General features: G+C 64.1%; 18 protein-coding genes. 7 read left to right on the top strand and 11 right to left on the bottom strand.

Annotated features, from left to right (window positions below):
• Positions 1–7: 7 nt before the first annotated feature.
• Positions 8–1,324 (top strand): hypothetical protein, encoded by a 1,317-nt coding sequence (locus tag OVA24_RS14715; RefSeq protein ID WP_267670661.1) that lies wholly within the window; start codon positions 8–10, stop codon positions 1,322–1,324.
• Positions 1,321–2,709 carry a hypothetical protein gene (locus tag OVA24_RS14710; protein WP_267670660.1) on the top strand — a complete coding sequence of 463 codons (1,389 nt, stop codon included), beginning with the start codon at positions 1,321–1,323 and terminating at the stop codon, positions 2,707–2,709. Before OVA24_RS14715 ends, OVA24_RS14710 begins: the two co-directional genes overlap by 4 nt.
• A 19-nt stretch (positions 2,710–2,728) precedes the next feature.
• Here the strand turns inward: OVA24_RS14710 and OVA24_RS14705 are convergent, their stop codons facing one another.
• From OVA24_RS14705 to OVA24_RS14660, 10 genes are all read right to left on the bottom strand, one after another.
• Entirely contained in the window at positions 2,729–3,385 is a 657-nt protein-coding gene (locus tag OVA24_RS14705) for a PEP-CTERM sorting domain-containing protein (RefSeq protein WP_267670659.1), read from the bottom strand.
• 78 nt (positions 3,386–3,463) lie between these two features.
• Positions 3,464–4,732, bottom strand: coding sequence for a DUF1501 domain-containing protein (locus OVA24_RS14700; RefSeq protein ID WP_267670658.1), 1,269 nt, complete (start codon positions 4,730–4,732; stop codon positions 3,464–3,466).
• Between the two features lie 49 nt (positions 4,733–4,781).
• Positions 4,782–8,468: a DUF1553 domain-containing protein gene (locus OVA24_RS14695; protein ID WP_267670657.1), complete on the bottom strand. Its 3,687-nt coding sequence runs from the start codon at positions 8,466–8,468 to the stop codon at positions 4,782–4,784.
• Positions 8,469–8,559: 91 nt separating this feature from the next.
• Positions 8,560–9,261, bottom strand: a complete 702-nt coding sequence (locus tag OVA24_RS14690) for a hypothetical protein (protein ID WP_267670655.1) — start codon at positions 9,259–9,261, stop codon at positions 8,560–8,562.
• A 27-nt stretch (positions 9,262–9,288) separates the two neighbouring features.
• Positions 9,289–9,948 carry a PEP-CTERM sorting domain-containing protein gene (locus tag OVA24_RS14685; protein ID WP_267670653.1) on the bottom strand — a complete coding sequence of 220 codons (660 nt, stop codon included), beginning with the start codon at positions 9,946–9,948 and terminating at the stop codon, positions 9,289–9,291.
• A 170-nt stretch (positions 9,949–10,118) separates the two neighbouring features.
• Positions 10,119–10,748: a response regulator gene (locus OVA24_RS14680; protein ID WP_267670652.1), complete on the bottom strand. Its 630-nt coding sequence runs from the start codon at positions 10,746–10,748 to the stop codon at positions 10,119–10,121.
• Positions 10,711–12,735 (bottom strand): sensor histidine kinase, encoded by a 2,025-nt coding sequence (locus OVA24_RS14675; protein WP_267670651.1) that lies wholly within the window; start codon positions 12,733–12,735, stop codon positions 10,711–10,713. The genes OVA24_RS14680 and OVA24_RS14675 overlap by 38 nt, the downstream gene beginning before the upstream one ends.
• A gap of 91 nt (positions 12,736–12,826) precedes the next feature.
• A complete protein-coding gene (locus OVA24_RS14670; RefSeq protein WP_267670650.1) occupies positions 12,827–13,591 on the bottom strand; it encodes a PEP-CTERM sorting domain-containing protein in 765 nt (254 codons plus the stop codon).
• Between the two features lie 76 nt (positions 13,592–13,667).
• Positions 13,668–14,930 (bottom strand): polysaccharide pyruvyl transferase family protein, encoded by a 1,263-nt coding sequence (locus OVA24_RS14665; protein WP_267670649.1) that lies wholly within the window; start codon positions 14,928–14,930, stop codon positions 13,668–13,670.
• A 9-nt stretch (positions 14,931–14,939) separates the two neighbouring features.
• The gene (locus OVA24_RS14660; protein ID WP_267670648.1) at positions 14,940–16,664 is read right to left on the bottom strand and encodes a heparinase II/III domain-containing protein; all 1,725 of its coding nucleotides are present in this window, start codon (positions 16,662–16,664) and stop codon (positions 14,940–14,942) included.
• 249 nt (positions 16,665–16,913) lie between these two features.
• Here OVA24_RS14660 and OVA24_RS14655 point away from each other — a divergent pair, with 249 nt between their 5' ends.
• Both OVA24_RS14655 and OVA24_RS14650 read left to right on the top strand, forming a co-directional pair.
• The gene (locus OVA24_RS14655) at positions 16,914–18,134 is read left to right on the top strand and encodes an aminotransferase class V-fold PLP-dependent enzyme (protein WP_267670647.1); all 1,221 of its coding nucleotides are present in this window, start codon (positions 16,914–16,916) and stop codon (positions 18,132–18,134) included.
• A gap of 14 nt (positions 18,135–18,148) precedes the next feature.
• Positions 18,149–18,694 (top strand): flavoprotein, encoded by a 546-nt coding sequence (locus OVA24_RS14650; protein ID WP_267670646.1) that lies wholly within the window; start codon positions 18,149–18,151, stop codon positions 18,692–18,694.
• 6 nt (positions 18,695–18,700) lie between these two features.
• On the opposite strand, the gene OVA24_RS14645 is transcribed toward OVA24_RS14650, so the two are convergent.
• On the bottom strand, positions 18,701–19,249 hold the full coding sequence (locus OVA24_RS14645) for a 5-formyltetrahydrofolate cyclo-ligase (protein WP_267670645.1): 549 nt from the start codon (positions 19,247–19,249) through the stop codon (positions 18,701–18,703).
• 37 nt (positions 19,250–19,286) lie between these two features.
• Between OVA24_RS14645 and OVA24_RS14640 the strand changes: the two genes are divergently transcribed.
• The 3 genes from OVA24_RS14640 to OVA24_RS14630 all read left to right on the top strand — a co-directional run bounded on the left by OVA24_RS14640 (position 19,287) and on the right by OVA24_RS14630 (position 22,568).
• Entirely contained in the window at positions 19,287–19,865 is a 579-nt protein-coding gene (locus OVA24_RS14640) for a hypothetical protein (protein WP_267670643.1), read from the top strand.
• Positions 19,866–19,883: 18 nt separating this feature from the next.
• Positions 19,884–20,348 carry a CYTH domain-containing protein gene (locus OVA24_RS14635; RefSeq protein WP_267670642.1) on the top strand — a complete coding sequence of 155 codons (465 nt, stop codon included), beginning with the start codon at positions 19,884–19,886 and terminating at the stop codon, positions 20,346–20,348.
• An 87-nt stretch (positions 20,349–20,435) separates the two neighbouring features.
• Complete coding sequence (locus tag OVA24_RS14630) at positions 20,436–22,568, top strand: BamB-related PQQ repeat family beta-propellar protein (RefSeq protein WP_267670641.1); 2,133 nt, start codon at positions 20,436–20,438, stop codon at positions 22,566–22,568.
• Positions 22,569–22,629: the final 61 nt, after the last annotated feature.

Genomic DNA, 22,629 nt, shown 5'->3' with positions numbered 1-22,629 from the left:
ACGTCTGATGGCCATTGCAGCCATGGCGGTGATGACTGCGGGAGGCGTGCTGCGGGCCGACCTCATCACCCTCTCCGGCGAGGGACGTCTGAGCGGCACCGTGCGCTCGATCAACGGCGACGGAGTCGTGGAACTGGAGTCTTCCCTTGCCGATGAACCCATCTTCCTCCGTGCGGAGGCGGTGCGGAAGGTCGCCTTTGGCACCGAAAACGAGAATGAGGATCCGCCCTCCTGCAGGGTGGAACTCAACAACGGCGACATCCTGCCGGTGGAGATCGAGTCGCTTGACGACAGACAACTGGCGGTGATGTCACCCGTGGCGGGCAGGCTGCTCATCCCGCGTTCCTCGCTGAAGTCGCTGATGATGGGCATCCACCCGAACAAGGTGATCTACCCGCGTGGCGGATCTTTCGAAGACATGAAACCGGAAGGCCCCCAGGGGGACAACTGGAGCTTCGATGAAGGGGCATGGAGCGTGCAGGGACAGGGGCGGCTTGTGCGCAAGCTGGAGCCGACAGAGCAGTTTTCGGCAAAGTTCAATTTGTCCTGGAATGGCAATCCTTCCTTCCAGTTCCATTTCGCGGATCCGTTGCTGCCGTCCGCCCAGGTGGCGGACCGCTATCTTTTCCAGTTCGGCAACGGCGGGATCGAGGTGCGGCGGGAATCATCCAAGGGGGGGCGCAGGTCCACCACGCTGCTGTCCCTCAACCGCCGGCCCGACCAATATCCGGACAACCACCTGCGGGTGGAGATCCGTGTCGATCGCAGGAACTCCATGCTCTATCTTTTCCTCAATGATGAACCGGAGGGACGTTTCGGGGATCCGGTGCCGCATCCCCCGGAGGCGGGCGGCATCGCCTTTTCCAGCACCGCGGGAAATGAGACGCACATGACCATCAGCGGGGTGGAGATCGCGGAGTGGGACCACAACGGCGACCGCCACCGGACGGAGGACCGGGGGGATGCGGCCGTGGACTCGCTGATCGAGAGGCGGGGGGATCGCTTCGGCGGCAGTCTCGTATCCATCAAGCCCGCCCCGGAGGGTCCGTTGTTTGTTTTCAAAAGCGACTTCCAGGAAGCGCCCATCGAGCTGCCGGAGTCGGAGATTTCCACGGTGTTTTTCAAGAACTCCGGGGACGACCCCGCGAAGGCGTTCCATCCCTTCGCGCTGCGCCTGCGAGGCCAGGGCATCATACGGGTCGCGTCCTGTTCATTTCCCGGTGACAGGATCGAGGCTACCCATCCCTTGCTCGGTGCGTTGGTTCTGGATCGCCGGGAAGTCACCGCGCTGGAGCGGCTCGAGGAAAAGGAGGGTGAACCATGATGCGTTGCCTGCCGGCTCTGCTCTTCCTCACCGCCGCGGCTCCCGCACAGGAGAAGCATGACGCGGTGATCCGCTTTGCCAATGAGGACCAGTTGCCGGGAACCCTTGAATCCCTGTCCCGGGATACGGTTGTCTGGAACTCGGCGATCCAGACGAAGCCGGCGGCATTCCGGGCGAAGGAAGTGCTGGACGTGGCGCTGGGGGGGCGGATGCCATCCCTGCCGTCCAGCCATGAAGCGACGCTCACCCTGGCGAGGGGGGATACTGTCAAAGGTGAGATCGCCTCGGTCACGGATGACGCCATCGAGCTGGATACCTGGTACGCCGGGCGGTTGAAGTTCCCACGGGTGATGGTGCGCGAGCTGAAGATTTCCGACCGACCGAAGCTGCTTTATGGCGGGCCGACCTCACTCGAAGGCTGGACGCTTTCGACCGAGCCCGCGCCGTGGAAGTACCGCAGCGGGGCATTCATCGCCGCGGAACCCGGAGGCATCGCCCGGGACATGGAACTGCCGGACGGCTTCCGCCTGTCGTTCGACGCCACCTGGCGGAACCAACTCCACCTGACCGTCATCGTCTATTCGGATGACGCTTCCACGGACCAGCCGGAAAACGGCTATGAGTTCAACTTCCGGGGACGGAGCGTCCAGGTGCAGCGGTGCGGTGGAAATCCGAATTTCCTCCAACCACAGGCATCCGTGCAGGAGTTGCTGCAAAGTGAGAAGGCGGAGATCGAGATCCGGGCCAGCTCACGCACCAAGACCCTGGCGCTGTATGTGAACGGGAGGATCATCGAGTCCTGGGTGGACCAGGGGATGAACCCGGAAACATTGGGCAGGACCGTGCATTTCGTCTGCCACGACAACGGACGGCTTAAGGTTTCGGACATGGAGCTTTCGGCTTGGGATGGCGTCCTGGATGAGACACCCCCGCCGGGAAATGGTATGGGCAACCGTCTGCGGAACATCGAGATGTTCGGGGATGAACAGAACGAAGTCCGTCCGGTGAAGGACAAGAGCCTGGAAGGCCGCATGATGCTGAGGAATGGTGACAGCATCGCCGGAGAAGTGCTGTCGATCTCCGAAGGGATGATCACCCTGAAGACCAGCTTCGACGAGATCAAGCTGCCGGTCGCCCGTTTCCGGGACATCGCGCTCAAACCCGCCAGCCTGGAGGAACCGAAGCGGATGATCGGGGATGTCAGGGCCTCATTGGTGGACGGCAGCTCGCTGGTCTTCCGGCTGGAAGCGTTCGAGGGGGACAAGCTGCGCGGCTTCAGCCAGAACTTCGGGACGGCGGACTTCGACCTGAAGGCGTTCAACCGCCTGGAGTTCAATATTTACAACCCGGCTCTGGACGCACTCCGGGGGAAAGAGGAATGGTGAAGCCCGGTGGCTGCCGTAGTCACGCCCGCCTTCTGCGGATGCAGGAAAGTCCGGCTCCGGACAGGACGAGGACGGCTGCGGAAGGTTCCGGGACCTCCGTGACGGACATCGCGTTGAGAATCCAGTTGTTGGCAACCAGGCTCGACATGGAAATCGTGATATCGCCTGCGGTGGGTGTTATGTTGTTGAACGTGGCGACCGCCCCGGAGGTCCCGGCTCCGATGCGGGATGGCTCGACGTCGATGTTCGTCCCGTTGATGGAGAAGCGGGATTGGCGGGAGGTGTCCCGATTGACGTAGGAGAAGAGGGAGATCGTGTAGTTGAGGCTGGAGTTCAGTCCGGAAAGGGTGAGCGTGGTCGTTCCGGTGGAAAACATTCCGTCCGTCGTCACGGTCGCCAGTGTGAATGGAGCCGGCGGGCTGGTTGGCTGGGTCCCTGTGGGTTCATTGAGAGGACTGACCGTGTTGTTGAGCGTGAGCGTGTAGCCGGAGGGAGTGCCGGTGCTCGTGGACAGCGCCATGCTGGATGCCGCCGCCGTGCCGTTGAAATTGTTCCACGTATCAGCAGCCCCGGTGGTGTTTCCGGAAGAAGGTCCGAAATCCACGAGAATGATGGCGGCTTGCACGGGAAGGGAGGCGGCACATGCCAGCAACGTGGCGGCGAGGGTCTTTTTCATAACTGGGGTTTTTTATGAATGATGGATCAATGTTCTATCTGAGGAAAAGCGACGGGGGAAGGAGGAAACAACCGGATTTCACGAGAAAAGCGCGGAGATAGGCTTTCCTCCATCCGTGATCGGGATCGGCCGGCCGGCCTCGTTCAGTTCCTTCGACGGGTCGATGCCCAGCGCGGCGAGGATGGTGGCGTGGTAGTCCGGAATGCTGACCGGGCTTTCCACGATCTTTTTGCTGAGTTCATCCGTCACGCCGTAGGCGCCGCTGTGTTTGAGGCCGCCTCCCGCGAGGACGAGGCTGAAGGCGGTCCCCTGGTGGCCGCGTCCGCCGCCACCATCGAACTCCGGCGGGCGGCCGAACTCGGTGCCCAGTGCGATGAGGGTTTTGTCGAGCAGGCCTTTTTCCTTCAGGTCGATGATGAGGGCGGAGAGCGCCTGGTCGAGGTCCTGGATCAGGACGTGTTGCTTCTCCTGGCCGTCATTGTGGGTGTCCCAGCCAGTGCCGTTCACGAAGTTCAGGTTGTGGGACACCTCGATGAAGCGGACCCCGGCCTGGACCAGGCGGCGGGAAAGAAGGCAGCGCTGGCCGAACTCCGAGCCGTAGGCCTGGCGGAGCGCGGCGGGTTCTTCATCCAGTTTGAAGTTGCGCATGAACCCTGGACCGGCGAGGCGGAGAGCCTCCTCCTGTGCGGTTTCATACTCCGCGATGGTGGATTCACCTGGGATGGCGGAGTTCATTTTCTCGAGGAGCTTCTGGCGGCGGTCCACCCGGGTGGAAACGAGTCCCTCCGGACGGGAGAAACCCGCCGGGCCGCTTTCCGTGTCCGTCAGATAGACAAAGCCCGCCTTCGGTCCCAGGTAACCCGGGCCGCGGCTCACGTTCGGGTAGCCGATGAGCATGTAGGCCGGAACCTTTTCATCCGCCGCGCCGCGCTGGTGGGCGACCAGCGAGCCGATGGACGGGTAGGTGACCGTGCCGCTGATCATGCGGCCGGTGTGGACCATGTTCGTTGCGAAGGCATGTTCATCGACCACGCGGTGGTTGATGGTGCGGACGACGGTCAGATGCTCCGCGAGCTTCGCGGTGCGGGCCAGGTGCTCGGTGAACTGGACCCCGGGGACCGTGGTGTCGATGGAGTTGTAGTCGGATCCGGGCACCTTCGGCGCGGATTTCGGGTTTCCGCGGCGCTTCGGATCGAAGGTGTCGATCTGCGCCATGCCACCGCCGAGCCAGATGAAGATGCAGTGCTCCGCCTTGCCCTTCGGCATGTGGGCGATGGAGGAGTTCGCCAGAGCCGGGGTGGCGAGGGAGGCGAGGGCGGAGGTGCGGAGGAATTGTCGGCGGTTCATGACGGGTCGGATGAATTTGAAGTTCGGAAACTGGGTGTGGAAAGGAGGATCACGGGACGAAGAGCCATTCCGGCGTGTTGAGCAGCGTCCACGTCAGGTCTTCCAGGCGTTCGCGCCAGTCCTGCTGGAGGCGGTCGGTGACGGGCTTGCCGCGCCGGACTTTCTCCTCCTCGATGACGGCCAGTTCGTTCGCCTTGCCGTCGAGGTGGTTGGACCAGGTGAAGTAATACGGACGGTGGCGCTCGCCGCCGGTTGCCTTCGGTTTCGCGGCAAGGATCCGCTTGCCATATCCCGGGGAAAGGAGGTCCACGGTGGTCTTTTTCTCCTCTGCCGTCGGCTTGCGGGTGAGCAGCCGGAGATAGATGCGGTCCACCAGTTGGTCGAGCGGTTGGTCCTCCAGCGCGAGCGCAGTCAGGCCGTGGTCATCGCTGAGGGTGGTGAGCCAGTGGCCCATCGTGCCGTTGGAGATGATGGCGGGCTGGAGCGTGTTCGGCGCGTTGTCCCGGATGCTGACCGGATCCTGGCGGGCGCCGCGCCAGCCGAAGGCCTCCAGCACGGTGGACACGGCCTGGATCTTCGGCAGGGAGAGGCTGGGGCGGTCACGCTCGTTGGAGGTGGACGCCAGCATCCATGAGCGGGTCGGCACACCCATCGTGATGGAGTTCGTCACGCTGCGGTTGCTGTCCAGGTCGAGGCTCACTTCCTCCAGGTCGAACGGCTTGCCGGTGGCGGCGAAGAGGGAGTCTACGATCTGCTCCGCCGTCATCCGGCGGGGCGCCGGGGCGACATAGAGCGGGCCGGGTGCGGTGAGCGTGGGATCCGTCGCACGCTGGTAGGCCTGGGAGTTGAGGATCAGGCGGGCGACCGCCTTGAAGTCATAGTTGGAACGGACGAACTCCCTGCCCATCCAGTCAAGCAGCTCCGGGTGGGTGGGGCCGCCTTTCTCCCAGTCCGCGACGGACTCGATGATGCCGCGGCCCATCAGACGCTGCCACAACCGGTTGACGATGACTTTCGCGAAGCGCTCGTTCTGGGGCGCGGTGATGAGCGCGGCGAAACGGTCGCGGGTGTTCGCCGGGTCCGCGGCGAGGGTGTCCGCCAGCGCCGGATCGACGAAGTTCTTGAACGGCCATTCCGGCTGCACTTCCGTGCCGGGCTTGAGCGTCACCTTGATGAGGGGCTTGCGGCCGCCTTCGTGCAGCTTGTCCATCGGCACGCTGGAGGTGACGGGGACCTTCACCGGCTCCTGGTTGAGCAGCGCGGCGAGGTTGAAGAGATCTTTCTGCAGCCATTCGTGCGCGGGGGCGTCGTGGCAGCGGGCGCATTTCATCTCCACGCCCAGGAAGGCGGCGGCGACCACCGCACCCTTCTCCGCCATCGGGGAGTCGTTCTGGGTCGCGGTTCCGAAACCACGGGGGCCACCGTAACGGTCGGAGCCTTCCAGCCGGACCAGCTCGGTGACGAACAGGTCCATCGGCTTGTTGTCCGTGAGCGACTCATGGATCCACCAGCGGAACGGACCGGTGTTGTTGAGGGTGGGGTTGATGATGTTCGGGTTCTCCGCCAGCACATCCTGCCAGTAGCTGGTCCAGTGGTCCGCCCAGCGGGGGTCGGCGAGCAGCTTGTCGATGACCTTGGCGCGCTTGTCCGGAGCCTTGTCGCCGACAAATGATTCGATCTCGCTTTCGGTCGGCACGACACCGGTCGTGTCCAGCGTCACCCGGCGGAGGAAATCCAGATCATCGGTGAGAGGAGTGGGTTCGAAGGACTTCACCTGGAACTCCGGCCAGTTGGCTCCCTGGGCGATCCATTTTTCGATGAGGGCGATCTCCTCTTTCGTGAGCGGGTCGCCCTTCGGTGGCATGATGAGGTCCTCGTCATCCGTGATGATGCGGTGGTAAATCGAGCTTTCCTTGGGCTTGCCCGGAGTGATGCCGGCACCGTCGTCGGAGCCACCCGTGAGCGTGTCCGCCAGGTTGTCGAGGCGGAGGTCGCCCTTCACCTTGCTGCCGCGGTGGCAGTCATAGCACTTCGTTTCCAGGATCGGGCGGATGTCGCGGAAGTAATCGACCCCTCCCTCCGGGACCGGCTTGGTCCCGGCGGCCACTTCGCTGATCCGGGCGGCGACAAAGTTGTCGATGGGGTTGTTGGCGGCGTGCCCGGCGGGCAGTTCCGGCACGGTCACCTCCTTGGTGGACGCCAGCCAGTCGGTGGCGGCCTTCCTGCGCCGCTCCCAGTAGTCCTTCTGGGTGGCGCGTTGTTTCGCCCGTTCCTTCGTGTTCATTTCCGCGATGCGGGGGCGGCGCTCCGCTTCATATCCGGCCCAGCCCGCGTCGGTGTAGGGAAAGACGGTGGAGCCGGGGCTGACGAGCTGCCAGTGCTCGCTGCCCTGTGGGGAGATGGCGACCACCGTCTCGCCCAGTTCCGGACGTTGTGATCCCACGCCGATGATGGTTTCCAGGAGGATGAGCTGCTTGCCGCCCTTCGAGTCGAACTCGGTCCAGTTCTCACGGTTGCCGGGAGGCGCGAAGCGGAAGTCAGGGCCGAGGTTGAGGTATTTGTCCTGGTCGGACGTCTTGCCGTGGCCGCCGGTGTCACCCCGTGGGAAGGAGGTGGTGAGGATCTGCCGGCCCTCGATGAACAGGCGGGAACCACCGCGGGAGCGGAGCAGCAGGCGGTGTTTCCCCGCCGGGATGTCCACGATGGCGGCGGCCCGGACCAGCGCGGGATAGCGGTCCGCACGGACTCCGGAGGCGATGTATTTCTGTGGGATCTCGAAAAGCCCGAACGCGTCCTCCGTGTAGGTCAGTTCCGGGATCGGCGTGGACTCCGGCCAGGAACGGTCGTTCGGCACTCCTTTTTCGCAGACCTGGATGAGGACCTTTCCTGCGGGCACCTCCTCACGGGTGACGGCCGGTGGTGGCGGGGTGAAGGCGTAGCGCTTGCGGATGATCTCCGAGGAAAGGGCTGTGCGGTGGATGGCCACGTTGTCGAGCGCGCCGTTGAGCGTCTGGCCGGGGCCGCGGGTCATGCCGCTGCCGATGACCAGGTCATCCGCATCTGTGACCGGCGCGCGGTCGGTCACGCCGGCGAATGTCCAGACGCCCTCGACGGGACGGCCATCGATGTAGCCTTTCAGGCTGTCGCCCTGTCCGAAAGTGTAGGTGACCGCCACGTGATGCCAGGCGGACGTCTGCTGCTGCTCCTGGCTGTCATCGCTCCACCAGACGTGGAACTTGCGGTCGCCGCCGGTGCCGTCATGGCTGGAGAAAATGAAGCCGACCTGGAGGCCGTTCGCGCCGCGTTTCACCCGCAGTGCGTAGTTCTGGTTGGTGGTGCCGAAGGCGGGTTTGTGGGAACGTCCCTTGCCGATGAGGTAGGTTTCCTGGCCGGCGGCGTTGCCCGGCTTCACCCATGCTTCGAGGGTCAGGGACTCGCCTTGGTGGATGCGCAGGCTGTTCTGGCCGTCCGGTCCGTTGTCCTTCACCACCAGGGCGGTTTCCATGCCCTTGCCACTGAACTGCATCGCCTTGTTGGCGACGGAGAAATGAGGATAGACCGGGTTGGTCGGGCCGGGGACGGACACACCGGGCTTTTTCTCCCATTCCCCCTTGATGTCCTTCGGGTCCTCGAAGGTCCAGGACGCGATCGCGGTGGTAGGGTCGATGTGCTCGGCACGGGCGACGGACGGCGCGAGCAGACCGGCGGCAAGGAACAGGTGGAAAGGGAGTGACATCAGGAACAGGATAAGCGGTCGCGGCGGAAAATGTTACTTCCGTGGTATCTCACTTTCGTGGGGATGGTGGGTGCCACGGACGGGGGCACGGTCACTTCGGAAGCAGGAGCTGGGTCGTCTTCAGGACCGGTGAAGAGATGCGGATTTCGCCGATCTCTCCGATGAAACGGGACGTTGGATTTCCTGTTGAGCCGACGCTCAGCGGTGCGCTGGAGGTGCTGAGGGTCTGGAATTCCACCGCGGCCTTCACCCGTACAGGACGGGTGCGGGCGGTGAGATCCTTCACGTAGAAGGTGATGCGGTCCTCCGGGTTTTTCTCCGAGAGGTCGAAGGATACCCCCAGGTAATATTCATGATCCAGCAGCAGGCCCGGAACATCCGCGGGAATCTCGGTGGTTTTTCCATCCGCACTCTGGAGGATCAGCGTCGGGATGGTATTTTTCAGGACGAAAATCCACTGGCGGGATGGATCGCCGATGTCTCCTTTGAAATGTCCGGTGATGCAGGCGAAGCCATCGTCGTTCCCTTTTTTGACGAACGCTTCCACGGTCATCGAAGTCTTGTTCCAGTCCGCATGGTCCGCCGCGGAAAGCAGACCGTCCTTGTCACTCCCGTTGAAAACATAGGCGGTGGGAGTGGCGGCCGGACCCTCCTCCGAGGTTGCGGTGAGAGGATGGTTCCGGGTTTCGTCGTCGAGCTTTTTTCCCGCCCGGCCATCGAATTTCCAATGGGCGATGGTGTCGGCGGCAAGGAATCCCGGCGTGAACAGGGTGAGCAGAAGCAATGCTTTCATGAGTCGGAATACTGGAATCCGGATGCCTCAACGGCGGCGGCGGAGCAGGGGGATGAGGCCCAGTGCGGAAAGGACGGCGGTGGCTGGTTCAGGCACGGCGTAGGTGATCTCCATGCCGCTGAGGATCCAACTGCCGTTCAGGTTGGTGACGGTGATCGGAATGGTTCCGCCGACTCCCGGCACGATGGGTTGGGTGGTGGCGATATCTCCGCCGGAAGAAAAGGCAGCCGTCGGGTCCCCGGAGGCGCGGAGGGTCATGGACGTCTGGCCGGGAATGCTGACAACGGTATCCCGGGGCGAATCACGGCTCACATAGGAGAAGAAAGTGATCGTGTAGGCGACGTTGGGAAGGAGCCCGGAGAGGGTGAACGTCCGCGGTGCGGTCTGGTACACCGCGTCCGACAGGACGGTGGTGGGGGTGAACGGATTGTAGGTGGTGGCGACCGTCGTCGGATTGTCGGGCACGTTGAGGATCGCTCCACCGGAAAGGCTGAGGAAGTAGGTGGTGTTTCCCGGTCCTGGGCCGGAGGTGTCGAAAAGGGGGAAACTGGCTTCGTCGGTCAGAATGTTGAAATTGTTCCAGTAAGAAGGCGTGCCTGTGGTGTTGGTGGTGCCGAAGTCGATGAGGATGGTCGAGGCTCCGGCATTGGCCACGGCGGCGAGCAACAGGATGAGGGCTTTTTTCATACAGCCTTGCAGTCAAAATGAATGTCGCCATCCCGCGCAAGTGGGGGGAGGACCCACTTTCGGGGGATGGCTGGGGATCAGCGGAATGCGCCGGGAAATCAACAGTGCCGGCGGCGGCAGGATGGGAGGCCGACTGGCGACGGCAGGGCGGCCGATGGCCGGGAACGACCTCAAAGCCGGATGATGCCGCGGCGGATGGCCTCCGTGGCGGCCTGAGCCCGGTCCTTCACGCCGAGCTTCTGGAGGATGCGCGAAACATGCTGCTTCACGGTGTCCTCCGCGATGCCGAGCTGGGAACCGATCTCTTTGTTGGCGGATCCGGCGGCGATGAGGGAGATGATCTCCCGTTCCCGCGGGGTGATGGACGGGCCGAGCCGGAGTTCGGTCAGCTCCGCGGCGATCTCCGGCGGCAGGTAGTGCTCATCCGCGGCGGTGAGCCGCACCGCATGGATGAGTTCCTCCCTGGACGCTGACTTCTGCAGGTAGCCGGTGGCCCCGGCCTGCAGGGCGCTCTGGATCTCGTCCATGCGGGCGAAGGTGGAGAAGACAAGGATCCTCGCCGCGGGATCTACCAGACGGATTGCGGTGGTCGCTTCCACTCCATTGATGCCAGGGAGCTGCAGATCCATCAGCACCACGGTGGGTCGGTGGATGGCATAGGTGGCAGCGGCATCCTCGCCACGCTCCACCGTCGCCGTCACCCGGATGTCCGGCTCGATCTCGAGCGAGGTGGCGAGGCCGTTGCGGACCACGAAGTGGTCGTCAACGATGAGGATCGTAATGGGGTTGCTTTCGCTCATGGGACGTTGAAAGGGTGAGGCGGACGGTGGTGCCGTGGCCGGGCTGGCTCCGCCAGATGACATCCGCGCCGAGTTTCCTGGCGCGTTCGCGGATACCCATACAGCCGAAGTGGCCGGGTTTTTCACGTGTTTCCACTTCCGCTTCAAATCCCCTGCCATTGTCCGTGATCGCGAGGATGAGGTTTCCGGCGGTATGGCGGAGATCGATGGTGATGAGGGTGGCCTGCGCGTGCTTGATTGCGTTGGTGACGGACTCCGCAGCGATCATCCGCAGGTGGTGGAGGGTGCGCGGCGGGAGGGACGGGATGTCATTGGTGGAGTGCAACTCCACCCGGGGGCCGGTGGAGCCATCATGACGGGCGGCCAGTTGGGCGAGCGCGGTGGGCAGGTCCGGGATCTGCTCGGACGGTGTGCGCAGGTCGTGCAGGAGATTGCGGGTTTCCGTCTGGATGCGGGACACCATGTGGCATGCGGTCGACAGGGGGGCTGCCGAGGAGGTTGCGGAGGCGGCGCCGAGCTGGAGGGAGAGACCGGTAAGCTCCTGCTCCAGCGTGTCATGGAACTCCCGGGCGATGCGTTGCCGCTCGAGCATCATCGCTTCCGTTTCGATGCGCTCGCGCAGGGCGGCGGTCTGCTTGTCCACCTGGCGGCGGAGCAGGAAGATCCATAGCGTTGCGATGGCGACGACGGCGGCGAGGAGGCAGAGGGCGATGGTCAGCCGGGTGGTCGTCCACCAGGAGGGACTTCCTGTCACGATGATGTCCGCCGGTGTGCGCGCGTGGATGGCGATGGAGTCCGGACGGATGTTGTAGGCGGCCGCGCGGCTCGTCTCCACCTGGCAGATGCCGGTGATGGTCAGTTGCGTGCCGGGTGCGGGGATATCGGCGGTTGCGGGAAGGATCAACCGGACCGCCATATCCGGATTCTGGAGCTGGACGGATGCGCCGGTCTGGGTGCGGAAGCTGTCCGCGACCGTTGCCTGGAAGGTCACCAGTTCATGGTTCAAACTGCCGTCATCCATGGATGAAAGGGAGGTGGGAACCGGCAGCGGGGCGGGACCCGGCTCATGGTTGATGATCTCCGCGTCACCTAGGGTGGCGCTGAAGACCTCCATCTCGGGAAATCCCAGGACGGTGATGGTGTCACCCGGCTCCAGGATGCCCCGGGTGCTCGGTTTGACGGCCAGCGCGTGCTTGCCATCCCGGATGAAAATCCGCCCGTCCGGAAAGGCGGCGAGGGTCGTCCCGCTGACCTTCAGCCGGTGGCCGGTGCGCGCCGTGGGGCGGAAGGTGAGGAGCGTGCTTGCCGGGACCGTCTCCAGGTCGGCGGCGGGCGTCGGCTTGTCCAAGATCCGGATGCCGAAGGCGTTGCGCGGCCAGATGTAGGGTTGGTTGAGCTGGTGGCGGTCGTTGATGCCGCCGGCAGCGAGGCCAGTCACACGGATGCGGTGGTCGATGAGGCTGTGGGCTTCCGGGTAATCTGACAACTGGATCTCCACGATGCGGGCTCCCATCGCCAGACGGATGTGGGTGCGGCCGGTGTTGCTGGTGGAGGTGGAGCGGACGATGCCCTCTCCGGTGACCCACTGATAGTGGAAGCGTCCGGAAATCAGGTCGTCATAGGTGACCTCGATCGGTTCCGGCAGTGGTCCGTGGCCGGTCACGCGGAAGGTGACCTCATCCAGTCCCGGGACGTAGAGACCTGTCTTCGTAACACCGCTGACCTCCACGATGTCTCCCGGTATCAGCGGGGGATCCGGGGTATCCTTGTACCAGAAAAGTGCTCCGGCGGTTTCATCCTGGAGGAAGACCGCATTCATGTCGTCCTGGTAGATGAAGGTGCCCCGCAGGCGATAGGGCCGGGCTTCATCCGCTTCCTCGGGGGTCAGGGAGCGGAGGTCGATGGCATTGATCCACGGCGCATCCACAGCCTGGCAGATCCCCGGAAGGAAAAGCCATGTGAGAAGCCAGCGGGCGGCGGTCGTCATCGGAAAGTCGGATACCTACAGCCGCAGGTGACATGATGCCATGCCAAACCGCAATCCGGATGATGGCCCACTTTGGTGTGAGGCGCAGGTATCAGGCCCGGCGGCGGCGCAGCCCCAGCGATGCCAGACCGATGGCGGACAATGCGGCCAGCGAAGGCTCGGGAACGGCGACGAGCAGTTCATTCAGCGCGAGGTTCGTGTCCGAAAAGCGGATCTCATCAATGGAACCGTTGAGCCGTGATGACGAGTGGCCGGTGGAGCCGATGGCCAGCACCGCGGAGGAGGCGGCGAATCCGGTGAAGTTGGTGGATCCAGGGGATATCTGGAACGGGGAGTCGGGCACGGAAAGGTCCCGCAGATAGAAGGTGACGCGGTCGGCGGCGGAAGCCGCGCCGAGGTTGAGTGAGAGGCCCAGATAGTAGTTCGTTCCCGCCGTGAGCCCGGTGAAAGTGGAAGTGATGCGTGCTTCCGTTCCGGAGGAAGGGTTGATGATGACGATGGGGACGCCGGTTTCACTGGTGCCGAAGAACCACTGCCGTCCGTCCGTGCCGTTCGTCATGTGGGTGACGATGCTGGTGAGGCTGGTGGTGGAGGATACGCTCACGATCGCCTCCAGTGTGAAGGACGTGTCATCCCACGCGGCGCTGTCCGGCGTGCTGACCAGACCGGTGGCGGTGGTGCTGCTGAAATTCAGCCTGCCTCCTCCGAGTGATGCGACCGTGTTGTTGTTGGTGAGATGGTGGCCGTTCCCGCTGGAATCATTCAGGTCATTGAACTGCCAATGGGCGACTGTTCCCGCGTGGGAGAGTGCTGCCAGTGCAATTGCGGGGATGATTGAAAACAGGGGGCTTTTCATGGAAAACAGGAAGTAACCTTGATGAAGGGGAGCCCTTCTTCCATCAAGAGCGCCGCCACCCCACTTTAGTGGGGGGTTATGCCCCGGGCAGGCTCTTCCTCAGCACGGCGATGGTTTTCTTCTGTTTGCCCTCGACGTAGGCGCGGGCCTTGGCCGCCTTCGCTTTCGCTGCGACGGGATCTTTCGCCATGGCCAGCACGGCGGGGGCAAGGCGTGGAAGGTCCGCCTCGTCGTCGAAGTCGAAGAACCATTCGGACAGGCCGATGTCCTTCCACATGATGCCCTTGGTCGTCTTCTCCAGCAGGCGGCAGTAGATGGCGGGGACGCCGTTGCCGATGCACATGATGGGGCTGTGCATGTCGTTTCCAAAGAGGCCGGCGGATCGCACATACGTGCTCACGGCTTCGTCGGTCAGCCAGAAATCCTTCCGCCACACCACCTTCGCCTTCACGTCGTCCGGGAGTGGATCGACGAGCATTTCCTTGCCCACCTCCATGTGGGTGGAGTCCTCCGGGCAGACCAGAACCTTCATGTCCGTCTCCCGCACCACGGAGATGATGGCGTCGCGCAGCGGGGCGTGGTCGTGTTCCTTCATCTCCTCGTTGCGCTTGTGCTTCGCCGGGTCGAACGCGCGGCCCTTCTTCACCTTCCAGTAGGGCGCGCTGCGGAGGTTGGGGATGCAGCAGAGGAACTTACCCTCTTCCAGCCCGTTGGCGGTGAGGAAGGCGGTTGCGGCCTCGTCATTACGGAGGTCCACGGCGAAGGCTCCATCCGGTCCGAACTCCAGGACGGGCGACTTCACTCCCGCGTCCCTGGCCACCTTGAGCGAGGCGGAGTCACGGGCGAAGACGAAGGCGGCGGTGTCCAGCAGTTCCTTCAGCTCGGCGGTCAGGCCCTTGTGGCTCATCAGACCCATGGCGTAGTCGCCCTCCGCGGCGATGGAGACGCCGTAGTAGCCGTAGGGCTTGCCCGTTTTCTTCCAGACGGTGACGTCGCCCTGCGCGCCTGGAAAGGCGGCGGAGCCATGGAGGAAGAAGTCGCAGGTGGAGGTGATCTTCCGGCGCTCCTCCGGATTCGGCGGCAGGATGTTGAGCTTCGGGAACCGCTTGAGGATCATCTCCCGCACGCCGCCGGAGATGTCACCGGGCCACAGGAACACCTCCGCCTCCGGCAGGTGTTTTTCAAGGATGGCGAGGATGCCCGGCGTGTGGCCGATGTCGCCGATGTTCACGATCTGCCATGAGTTCCGCAGGATGATGCGCGGCGCGCGCTTTCCCTGCTGCGCGGCGGCGGGGAGTGAGGAAAGGATGAGGGTGGCGAGGAAATGGCGGCGTTGCATGGCGGCTGATTATTGCGGGGTGAAGCGGATGGTGAGCCGGGCGGACGGCGCGGCGGGGAGGTGGACGGAAAGCTTGTGGAGGTCTTTGTCCGGGCGCTGCGGAGCAGGGATCTCCACCGGCGTGAGGGTGAAGGACGCGCCGGATGGGGAAAGGATCTCCGCCTTCAGCGTGGCCTTTCCCCGGGTGAGGGTGGCGGTGTTGCCGGAGACAGTGCCCTTGGCCCTGGTATGCATGGACCAGACGATGGTCTCCGGGGTCTTGAGGAGGATGTTGTCATCGATGGTTGCGGTGCCGTCCGGTGCCACCGTGGCGGTGCGGTGGATCTTTTTCGCTGCGGGATAGCCCGGGGTGAGGTCCATGGTGACGGACGCGTCCTTTGTGGAGATGACCTCCGCCGCCGCCTTCCGGTCCTGGTTCGTCCCTCCGATGACAAGGGTGTTCTGCCCTTCCGTACGGGTCCGGTAGTAGTCCCAGCGCTGCGCGGCGAAGTAGCCCGGCAGCGTGTAGAGATCCGCGCCCAGTTCCTCCGCGAACCTCTCGCCGCCCGCATCCAGGACGAAGGTGCCGAGGTCGAGGTTGGAGTGGTTCGCCTTGTTGTCGCCGGCCTTGATCCCCAGCCAGGTGGCGGATTTCCCCCCGCCGGACCGCAGGATGACCACGCCGGTGCCGGTGAAGTGCCGCAGTGACGGAGGCTCCGGCGGTGGGGCGGGGGTGCTGAATCTTCCGTTGAAGAAGACCAGGTGGAAGATGGAGGGCTTTTCCGCCGCGATGATCCGTTCACTGGCATCGTAGTCGGGCCGGTTGAAGCGTTTGGCCAGCCACAGCATGCAGGACTCCGCACCGGGACGGATGCCGCCGTCCGCGAAGTTGAAATACATGCCGCTGGGTCCGATGAGGTCGATGCGGAAGTCCCCGGTGACGGAGAAGCCGGGGCTGGCGGGCAGGTTCCAGTCCGTTCCCAGCGCGGACTCCAGGCTGGCCAGGCCATAGACCGCATACTGCGTCCCGTATCCCCAGTAGCCGGGACCCTCCGGCCAGCCGCCATCCGGCGCGTAGTCTTCGTAGCCCTTCGGCAGGGAGGCTTTCGCGGCGGTGAGGATGGCATTGGCAATCTCCGGGTCCGTGTCCGCGATGGCCAGCGCCCCGGCGATGAGGCCGTTGTTGCAGACGGAGTTCCAGTTGTGGCTGACGTAGGGCCAGCTCCGCTTCCCCTTGTAGATCTCCAGTCCGGGTTTCAGCCCTTTCTCAATGATGGCGGCGCGGATCGTCTCCTTTTCCTCCGGGGAGAGGGAATCGTGGAGCCAGTCATAGCCGATGGCGAACGCCAGCGACATCTCCGCGGTGGAGAGGAAACTGGCCGGGTTCCAGTCGGGAAAGGCGGCGGCGTTGAGGAGTTCCTTCTTCGCCCGCTCCGCCATGCGTGGATCCGGCTTGATGACGTGCAGCCCGGCGAGGGTGGATACCCGCTTCAGGACGGCCCGGCTTTCGTTCAGCAGCTTCTTGTTCTCCAGCGTGTAGGTCACCGGTTTGGAGGAAACCATGCCCTTGGCGCTGGCGGAAAGCAGCCCGTGCCAGCGCTTCGCCTGCGGGTCCGTGGTGACCAGGTTCTTGATCTCACCGACGCGCTCCGGGGTGAGCATGATCCGCGGATGCCCCTTCCGTAGCGAGGAAAGGTGGTTCTCCGCCGCATGGAGCGGCAGGATCAGGAACAGGCAGAGAAAGAGGCAGAACATGGGACGGATTGACTATTGGAAAGAAATGGGAGCGGGGTAGGGCAAGAATCCTTTCCGGGGGCATCCGGACATCGGTGGGGCCGGATGATTCGTGGTTCTCCTCCTATGTCTTCATCCGCGTTCATCTTACGGGGAATTTTGAAAAATTGATGCTGGTCCGGATGCCGGCGGCCCCGGGATTCCGGCATTGCGGGGAAGGGTTGGCTGGGGCATGCTCGGGCCGCGGGGGCAAGCCCGTGCCTTTCACCGATGTTTTCCGAAGACGAGATCCGCCACCATTTCCCCATCCTGGACCGCAAGATCAACGGGCAGCCGCTGGTCTATCTCGACAACGCGGCCACGACCCAGAAGCCGATGGAGGTCCTGTTCGCCTCGAAGCACTACTACGAGGCGATGAACTCGAACATCCACCGGGGTACCCACTATCTGGCCCGGCTGGCGACGGAGGGATTCGAGAAAGCCCGGAAAACCGTGGCCGACCACCTGAACGCCGCTTCCACGGACGAGATCATCTTCACCTCCGGCACCACGGACGGCATCAACCTGGTGGCGGACGTGCTCGCGCTTTCCGGAACCATCGGCGCGGGGGATGAGATCCTCATTTCCACGCTGGAGCACCACTCGAACATCGTGCCATGGCAGATGCTCTGCCAGCGGACGGGTGCGGAGCTGAAGGTCATCCCCTGCGATGACGATGGGGTGCTGGACCAGGAAGGGTTCCGCGCGCTGCTGAACGGCAGGACGAAGGTGCTGGCTATCGGCTGGATCTCGAACGCCTTCGGTACCGTGCACCCGGTGGCGGAAATGACGGCGGCCGCGAAGGCGGCGGGCGTGCCGTATGTCCTGCTGGATGCCGCGCAGGCCACACCTCATGTGAAAATGGATGTGCAGGCCGTGGGCGCGGATTTCGTCGCCCTGTCCGGACACAAGGTTTATGCGAACACCGGAATCGGCGTCCTGTGGGGCCGGGCTGACGTGTTGAATGCCCTGCCGCCATGGCGCGGGGGCGGTGAGATGATCAAGGAGGTCACCTTCGCCGGCACCACCTACAACGACCTTCCCTTCAAATACGAAGCCGGCACTCCGAACATCGAGGGTGCCATCGCCCTTGAAGCCGCACTGGATTTCGTGAACCAGATCGGCGTCGGGGAGATCGCGGCTCACGAGCACGATCTGATCCAGGCGGCGGCGGCCGGACTTGCGGAGATTCCGGACGTCCGTCTCTACGGTCCTGCCGACAGAGCGGGCGCGCTGTCCTTCAACATCGCGGGCATCCACCACTATGACCTCGGGACGCTGCTCGACCAGATGGGCGTGGCGGTGAGGACCGGCCACCATTGCTGCCAGCCGCTGATGGCCAGATTCGGCATCTCCGGCACCACCCGGGCGTCCTTCGCGGTCTACAACACCCTGGCGGACGTCGAAATTTTCGTCGCATCGGTCCGGAAGGCCGTCGGCATGCTCCGCTGAAAGCCCCAAGCCCCATGAAAGTCGTCCTCGGCATCACAGGTTCCATCGCGGCCTACAAGGCGGCGGATCTCGCCTCGCAACTGGTGAAGGCGGGGCATCAGGTCGATGTGGTCATGACCCGAGCGGCCACGGAGTTCATCACCCCGCTGACACTGGAGGTGCTCACGCGCAGGCCGGTGCTGGTGTCGCTGGAGGATGAGAAACAATCCTGGAAGCCGGGCCATATCGAACTGGCGGATGGCGCGGACCTCCTGGTCATCGCCCCTGCCAGCGCGGACGTGATCGGGAACTTCGCCAACGGCCTGGCCCCGGACCCGCTTTCCGCCATCTATCTTGCCCTGCCGAGAACGACCCCCGTGCTCATCGCACCCGCCATGAACGGAAAGATGTGGCTGCACCCCGCCACCGCGCGGAACGTGGCGCAACTCAGGGAGGACGGCTGCCATTTCGTCGATCCAGCGGAAGGTTTGCTCGCCTGCGGCTATGAAGGTGTGGGCCGTCTCGCTCCGGTGGAGCAGATCCTGGAAGAGATCGCACGGTTCGTTCCCGGCGGCCAGTGATTGGCCTCACCCTGAGATCACCCGGCTCATCACCACGTCGTGCGCCTCGCCGAAGGTGTGTGGGACGAGCTGCTCCTTGTGACAGACACCGACCTTGAGCGCATCCCCGCGGGCATGCTCCAGCAGCCGGTCATAGAAGCCGCGGCCACGGCCCAGGCGGCCGCCGTATTCATCGAAGGCGAGACCCGGGCAAAGGAAAGCATCGACATGGAAAAGATCCACGACGGGCAGGCCGGTCTTCGGCTCTCGGATATCGAAAGCTCCGGGTTCCAGGTCGATGGCGGGCTCGCTCACTTCATGGAGGACCAATTCGCCGCCCTCCACGCGGGGGAAGACCCAGCGGAGATGGGGGAACTCCGTGACCAGTGGCATGATGTCCACCTCACCTGGTAGAGGTGAGTAGGTGGAAATGACCTTCACCTGCGGCTGTCCGGCCAGCCAGTCGCGCAGCAGTTGCAGGACCATGGGGTTTTCCTGCGGGAGCGTTTTCACCAGACGGCGCATTTCGCGGCGGAGTTCCTTTTTCGGCGGATTGGTGTCTTGGGGAATTGCCACTTGCGCGTTTCGGGGTGCTTCCGCATCCTTATCCGCGATGATGCGGCTTTGGCAAGTGGCGGTGGCATTTCCGGCGATCTCGCTGGTGGTGGCGCATGCCCAGCCGGAGCAGACGGTGAAATTCACCTGGCAGGCCATTCGCGTGGACGGACGTTCGTTTTCCCCGGAGCTGGCGATGATGAACGCGGAGCGGGATGAATATGCGACGAGCCTGGCCAACCTCGCCGTGAACCGGGTGGTGGAGGCGGAGGCGTCCCCGGCATCCCTGGAGCAGGCGCGGAAATTCCTCGCGCTGGCCCTGCATCTCTCCCCGCGGAACAAGCGGGCGGTGGTGGTGAATTTCCAACTTTCCCAAGGGACGCTGCCCGAAAGGGTGAGGCTGGATTTCGGCCCGGAGGCGATGGCGAAGCTGATTTATGCCCGCGCGGGCCTTTTACTGAATCAGGAAGGGGAGGAGAATGAACTGGCGGCCCGCCTGTTCACGGCGCTCGCAGCCCAGCTCGATCCGAGGAACGAGGACGCGGTCTATGCCAGCGAGGTGCAGCGGCTGGACCATGGGGAACTGGACTGGTCCATCCTCACCCGGCCGCAGGTGGCCGGCGGGAAAGCACCGTGACATCGAATGGGAGGAATCATGGCGGTCGAGATCGAGCGGAAATATCTGGTGGCGGATGATGGGTGGCGTGCGGGGAGTCCGCAGGGCACGCGCATGGCGCAGGGCTATCTTTCACGTGAGACGGGGCGCACCGTCCGGGTGCGGGTGGCCGGGGACGAGGCATGGCTCACCATCAAGGGAGCGGCTGAGGGTATCTCCCGCGCCGAATTCGAGTATCAGATCCCAGCGGAGGAGGGTAGCCAGTTGCTGGCCCTTTGCGAGCCGTCGGTCATCGACAAGACACGCTTTCTGGTGCCCCACGGCTCCCATGTGTGGGAGGTGGATGTTTTCCATGGCGAGAACGAGGGCCTGGTCGTCGCGGAGGTGGAACTAACCGATGAGTCGGAGCAACCGGAGATGCCGCCATGGGTCGGCGCGGAGGTCTCCGACGACCGGCGGTATGCGAACTCCTCGCTCTCGCGCGTGCCCTTCTGCCGGTGGTGAAATGCCGGGTCATGTGAAAAAGGTGCAAGCTTGCCCTTGGCTCCCGCGTCTTTTCCGGATCATCCTCACCACCGCATGACCCACCTGATGCCCGCAGGACTTCGCCGCACCTCCCTCCATGCCCGGATCCTTTCGGGAGTTCTCCTCTCCTCCATCCTGCCTGCCGCCGCGGAGCCGGATTCGGACTGGCCGGTCTATCTGGGGGGGAAGGAAAGGAACCTCTATTCCGGGCTGAAGCAGATCAACAAAGGGAACGTGAAGGAGCTGAAGGTCGCCTGGACCTATGAAACCGGCGACAAGGGCGAATATCAGGCGAATAACCTCATCGTGGGTGGGGTGCTCTACACGCCGACTCCGACGCGGAAGGTGGTCGCGCTGGATGCCGCCACCGGCAAGGAGCGCTGGACCTGGGATCCCGCCACCAGCGTCGCCGGAGCGGGCAAGGGCCGCCAGCGGGGGCTGGTTTATTGGGCGGCTGCGGATGGCAGCGAGGCGCGGTTGTTCACCGCCGTGGGCAACCATCTGCTCGCCCTGGACCCCGCGACGGGAAAGGTCGTCGAATCGTTCGGTGAAAAGGGGGCGATCCACCTCGGGAAGGGGCTGGACCGCGAAGGCACGCCGAACGTGGGTCTCAATACCCCGGGTGTGATCTACAAGGATCTGCTGATCATCGGCGGCTTCGGCGGACCGGGCGCGGTGCGCGCGCTGGACGTCCGCACCGGTGAGCGGAAGTGGATTTTCCACCTCATCCCGCGTCCGGGTGAAGTCGGCCACGACACCTGGCCGCCGGAGGCTTACAGGACCGCCACGGGCGTCATGCCGTGGCCGGGACAGGCGCTCGATGAGAAGCGCGGGATCGTCTATGTGGCGACGAAGACGGCGGAGCCGGACTTCTACGGCGGCACCCGCCACGGGATGAACCTTTTCGCCAACTGCATCGTCGCACTGGACGCCACCACCGGCAAGCGGCTGTGGCACTTCCAGACCGTCCACCACGACCTGCTGGACAAGGACCTGCCCTGCCCACCGGTGCTGCTGACGGTCACGCACAAGGGGAAAAAGATCGACGCCGTGGCGCAGGGGACGAAGCACGGCATCCTGTTCGTCTTCGACCGCGTGACGGGTGAGCCGCTGTGGCCCATCGAGGAACGCCCGGTGCCAGCCTCCACCCTGCGCGGTGAGCAGGCATGGCCCACCCAGCCGTTTCCGGCGAAGCCTGCCCCGCTGATGCGCCAGGGCTACACGGAGGACGACATTTCCATCACCTCTCCGGAAGCGAAGGCGGCCACCCTCGACCGCATCCGTGTTTCGCCGAACTTCGGACCGTTCCCGGCCCCCAGCCTCCAGGAAACCATCATGTTTCCGGGCTTCGACGGTGGCATGGAATGGGGCGGTGGAGCCGCCGACCCGGAGGGCATCTACTACGTCAACGTGAACGAGATGCCGTGGATCGTCCAGATGGTGGAGACCCGACGGGCCGACGGCACGGCGCTGCCACGCGGTGAAAAGGAATACATGACCTACTGCGCGGCATGCCACGGACTCGACCGCAAGGGGAATCCGGCAGGAGGCTTTCCTTCGCTGATCGATGTGCAGAAGCGCAAGACCCGCATCGAGATCGAAACCCTCACCCAGAAGGGCGCGGGGCGCATGCCCCCGTTCGACCAGATCCCCTCCGCGCAGCGGGACGCCATCCACGACTACATCATGTCCGTCCCCACGCCTGCGGGTGGTGGTGGCCGCCCGGATGAGCAGGGGGCCGCCGCGCCGGCCGCCCCGGACAAGACGCCGCCCTATGCCTTCGCCGGGTTCAAGCGTTACCTCGACAAGGAGGGCTATCCGGCGATCAAGCCGCCGTGGGGCACCCTCAACGCGGTGGACCTCAACACAGGCGAGATCAAATGGAAGGTCCCCCTGGGCGAATACAAGGCGTTGACGGCGCGGGGTATGGCCCCGACAGGCACCGAAAACTACGGCGGACCGGTGGTCACAGCCGGAGGGGTGATCTTCATTGCCGCCACCGCGGACGAAATGATCCGCGCCTTTGACAAGGACACCGGCGAGGTGCTTTGGCAGGCCCCGCTACCGTTCGGCGGCAACGCCACGCCCAGCACCTACACGGTGGGCGGCCGCCAGTTCGTGGTCATTTCCGCCGGAGGCGGGAAGTCCGGACGTCCTGCGGGTGGCAGTCTCGTCGCCTTCGCGCTGCCGGAGAAGTGAGTTCCGGGAACCCGGCGCCCGGACCTTTTTTCCTTACCGCTTGCCAGCGGCGGGCATCCAC

The organism is Luteolibacter sp. SL250 (assembly GCF_026625605.1).
Taxonomy (GTDB): domain Bacteria; phylum Verrucomicrobiota; class Verrucomicrobiia; order Verrucomicrobiales; family Akkermansiaceae; genus Luteolibacter.
This window is presented reverse-complemented; position numbering and strand designations above follow the sequence as displayed.